Genomic DNA, 2198 nt, shown 5'->3' with positions numbered 1-2198 from the left:
CAGCAGGACCTGAAATCCCGCTACCTTGGGTGTCCACTATTCGAGGCTAACCTCAACAAGATCGAAGGCGCACACGGCATCAACGTCACGGTTGACTACAAGGGAATCAACAATCCCGGCGACTACGCCTCACCATCCAGTGAGCACGCCCCAGTTTTCGAGTTTAAAGTGAAGAACGACTCAGACATGACCGTCAGTCAAGGAATGGTAATTGCGCAAGTCTCGTACGGCACTGACACCACCTCCAATGCCGACATTATTTGCGGAGACGGACTGTTCGAATGTACGGGAAATGCCCCCATTGCACCGGGTCAATCCACCACGTTCACTGACGGCTACACGGCACCCGAGGGCTCGGACGTTCGAATCGAGATTCAGGTGTATTTTGACGAGTCATCCGAGGCCTACGCTGATTTCACCGTCACGGGCAGCATCTAAAGTGGGCCGTGGGTAAGGACTCACTGGCCGCTGCTTCGTGGCCGCTGCAAGGCTGGAGAATATAGCACACAACGACGGAAAGCCCCAGGGCGGCCTTAAACAAGACCGCCCTGGGGCGAGTGCGTATTTGGTTAGTAAACGGCTGCATCGGGCACGCGGGCGGTTAACGCGCAGTGCTGCGCTGGTAATACAAGTTCAACACTCGATTCAGAAGCAAAGTGATCGACATGAAAGCCATAGAAGTCTGAGGCAGATCACCGTAACTCTTCGCGACCACGACACCATTCTCTTCCGACGTCTCGAACCCACGCATAAGCGTCGGCCAATAATACCCATGAGCCGAACCGCTGCCCATGCGCCAACTCATCAAATACGAGTGAGTGAGAACTGCGCTCTTGCCGTGCTCTGGAAGATACTTTGCCGCGATCTTCACAATGTCAGTATCGGAGGTAACATCCTTCCAGCCGCTCACCCGCGACTTGAGTAGAGAGCGAATCTCTCCCAGCTTCGTCCGACACTCTTTCGCCCGAGCTGGCAGACCATCTACCCCATACGCCTCACTAAGCTGCTCGTCGTGAGTGATGTCTTCTAGCGCATTAGCTTCATTACGAAGCTCCGAGTACTTCACTTCCAAGGCGCGATTCGCCTGCAAGTCAAGATTCTCGGCGTCAAGTATCCATAATGCTCGAGAAGCGGCCAGTTGCGATGATCGCAGAAACGCGTGCGTGCTCGAGGGCGTCAAGTACGGTGACCACGATTCTTCATTAAGGTCGCCCTTGACGATCCTCGCAACGGCAGTCACGTGCTCGAGGGCAATGGAGATTCCGTGCCAGGCGATTGTGCTCACCTCCGCCCTTCGGCACCGCCTGTCAGAGGAGTCCAGCAGGCTACCTCTTTGGACCTTGATCGGCGATTGAACGTAGTGTCCCCATCGCTCGATGAGCGTGAGGCAGCTCATAAGTCTTTGCTCGGGGGTTTCCTCCGAGAACTCCGGGTCTTCCATAGCACCGTCTGCAGTCATGACCCCACCTTAGTCAACGCAGTGCTACACCTGACGTGAACGGTCCAATTCAATATATAACGGAATAGTAACGATGGAGTAATTGCAAAAAACCTCCACCTCGGCGAGGCCACAGAAACCCCACACGGGCGCCACTCAGGAACACCCATAATGCACCCACGGCTCGCGTAAACACTGGGAACGCCCAAGCTGCAATCTTTCTGTGTGTGAAAGTCGTTATGCCTACGGGGAGCGATAGTGGGTAGCCCGAGGGGGTAGCGGGTGGGTGTCTTTGCAGGTCAGAGGGGTGTTGGGTGTGTGTTCGCTTGTGCTGGTTCGTGCTCGTAGTCTGATTTGCGGATTGCGAATGATGCTGCCGACTGGTGTGTCGGCAGGCGCACTTGCTGGTTGGTTTGTTGGTAAGCATTGTTGTATTACTCATTTACTCGTGTTGGTGTTGTAGGGCATGACCATGTGGTCAGTGCCTCATGTATGCCTTATGTGCAATGCCTTTAATCATTTAGTTAATGATTGTTCTTCGTCTTGTTCGTGTGCATTGACTGTCGAGTGATGAAGTCAACGACGAAAGCAATCGCGATTGCAAATGTGAATGGCAATTGGTTTACTCATCGACTCTCCAACTATCTCAGCCCACCAACTCAGCATCAGTAGCTCAGCTCACGTGCTGCAGAGCCTGCTCACTGTTGAGGTTAGCCTGGTTTTGTGGACACCCGAGCTAGCGGGATTCGTGATCCTGGTG

Annotated in this window: 2 protein-coding genes; one reads left to right on the top strand and one right to left on the bottom strand. The window is 54.0% G+C overall.

Annotated elements, in window-relative coordinates:
- Positions 1-438: hypothetical protein (locus INT40_RS20240; protein ID WP_193096867.1), on the top strand; the 438-nt coding region annotated here is incomplete at its 5' end.
- A 163-nt stretch (positions 439-601) separates the two neighbouring features.
- Here INT40_RS20240 and INT40_RS20235 read toward each other — a convergent pair.
- Positions 602-1459, bottom strand: coding sequence for a hypothetical protein (locus INT40_RS20235; protein ID WP_193096866.1), 858 nt, complete (start codon positions 1457-1459; stop codon positions 602-604).
- Positions 1460-2198 lie beyond the last annotated feature (739 nt).

It is taken from the genome of Brevibacterium sp. FME17, assembly GCF_014897515.1.
Taxonomy (GTDB): domain Bacteria; phylum Actinomycetota; class Actinomycetes; order Actinomycetales; family Brevibacteriaceae; genus Brevibacterium.
The sequence above is the reverse complement of the archived record's forward strand: the minus strand, read 5'-3'. Positions and strand labels throughout refer to the sequence as shown.